The following is a 1,907-nucleotide window of genomic DNA, read 5'->3' on the forward strand; positions in this document are numbered from 1 at the left end:
CGACCTCCACAACCTCGACGTCGTGGGCCTCTATCCCGACTACAAGTCGGCCGAAAAGGCGTGGCGCAGCGCAGCGCAGCGCACCGTCGACGATGCCGAGATGAAATATGTCGTCGTCCATCTGCACAAATTGCTGCAGCCCGACGCAGATGCCTGATTTCGACGGCCCTTCGGGGCCGTCTTTTTATCAGCGGAAGTTGTCGGCGTAGGCCTGGATCTTCAGCGTGCGTACGGGCGTCGCCGTGACTTCAACCTCGATGCCATTCTTCTCGGCATAGGCGACCGCTTCCTCGCGGCTCGCGAAACCGAGCCGCAGCTGGCGCTGCGTATCGCCGCTCCCCGCCCAGCCCATCAGCGGATCGGCCTTGCGCGCCTCGGCGGGCGCATATTCGAGCACCCAGCGCTGCGTCCCGGCACGCCCCGACTGCATCGCATTCTTGGGCTTCTGGAAGATACGCGCTTTCATCGGGGTCGTCCTGTAACTGGGGCCTGAGCCGCCGCCTTAGCGCCAACCCGGCCGCACGAAAAGAGGCCTATTGTGCATCGCGGCGCGCCTGCGCCGCTTTTGTGATCAGGGTCGGACGCGCATTCGCCGGGTCGTCGGGCCAGCTATGCTTCGGATAACGACCGCGCATCTCGCGCGCTACATCGTGCCAGCTGCCGCTCCAGAACGAGACGAGATCGCGCGTCGTCTGGATCGGGCGGTGCGCGGGCGACGTCAGCGCGAGAACGAGCGGCACCGGCGGATCGCCAATCACCGGGTGACGCGCGAGACCGAACAACTCCTGCACGCGCACGCTGACCGTCGGGCCGCCGTCCGCGCCATAATCGATCAGATGCCGGCTGCCCGCGGGAGTCGTATAGTCGGCGGGCGCGTGTTTTTCGAGAAGCTGGCGCGCCGACCAGTCGAGCGTCGCCATCAGCGCATCGGTCAGCCTGCGGTCGCCGATATCGCGGAGGCCGCGACAATCCGCGAGCAACGGTTCGAGCCAGATTTCGAGGCTGTCAGCGAGCGCGCCGGTCGACAGGCCATCGAGGCCGGCAAAGGATGCCCGTTGGCGCAACGCCTGCGCCGCCGCCCCCCAGCCGATCAGCCCCAACCCCCTGGCGCGCACCGCCGCCATCCGTACCGCGACATCGCCCTCGGCATTTTCGCTGCGCCCCGCCTGCCCGCTCGTCAGCGCGATCGCGCCGAGCCGCCGTTCGCGGCGGTGATCGACGCGATCGTTCGCACTGTCGTAGCTGCTCGCCGAATGGGCGACGATGCGATCGGCAAAGAGCCTTTCGACCTCGGCCTGTCCGATCGGTGCTGCGGCGAGGATGCGCACGCCCGCGGCATGTCCCTGCGCGTCTGCGATCGCCAGCCATTCGCTGCCCGCCAGCGGGTCGACGGGATCGATGCGATAGGCGCGGCCACCGACGCTCAGATATTCGCCGCGCTGCCCTGCACGCTGGCGCGCGACGCGGTCGGGCCACGCGGTCGCGATCCAGCCGCCGATCGAGCGCGGCCCTGTCTCGCCGGCTTCCGCCGCCAGTTTTTCGCCGACGGTCGCAAGCCGCCGGGCGAGCCGCCACGCGCCCTCCGATCGCTCGTTGCGCTGGCCACGCCAACGCCCGAGCCGCGCTTCCACATCGACGCCGCGCCCGCCAAGCCCGGGCTCGGTCAGCAGCACCGCAAGCCGCCCCGCCATTTCGGCCTCGCCCGCGCGCGCCGCATCGAGCAGCATATGCGCGAGCGGCACTGGCAACGGGATCGCCGCGAGCGCCTTGCCGTGTGCCGTGATGCGACCGTCGTCGGCGAGCGCGCCGATCGCCTGAAGCCGCGCCTTCGCTTCGGAGATCGCGGCGGGCGAAGGCGGATCGAGCCAACCCAGCTGGCGCGGATCGACAATGCCCCAGCTCGCGCA

At 69.3% G+C, this 1,907-nt stretch carries 3 protein-coding genes; 1 reads left to right on the forward strand and 2 read right to left on the reverse strand.

Features of this window, described 5'->3' with window-relative positions; translation table 11 throughout:
- Positions 1 to 157: DUF4170 domain-containing protein (locus VGD20_RS06030; protein ID WP_331133589.1), on the forward strand; the 157-nt coding region annotated here is incomplete at its 5' end.
- Positions 158 to 187: 30 nt separating this feature from the next.
- Here the strand turns inward: VGD20_RS06030 and VGD20_RS06035 are convergent.
- Entirely contained in the window at positions 188 to 466 is a 279-nt protein-coding gene (locus VGD20_RS06035) for an ETC complex I subunit (protein ID WP_331133587.1), read from the reverse strand.
- 67 nt (positions 467 to 533) lie between these two features.
- Positions 534 to 1,907 (reverse strand): ATP-dependent helicase C-terminal domain-containing protein (locus tag VGD20_RS06040; RefSeq protein ID WP_331133588.1); only part of this gene is annotated, 1,374 nt, incomplete at its 5' end.

The sequence above is a fragment of the Sphingopyxis sp. genome, from assembly GCF_036402335.1.
In the GTDB taxonomy this organism is placed as follows: Bacteria; Pseudomonadota; Alphaproteobacteria; order Sphingomonadales; family Sphingomonadaceae; genus Sphingopyxis.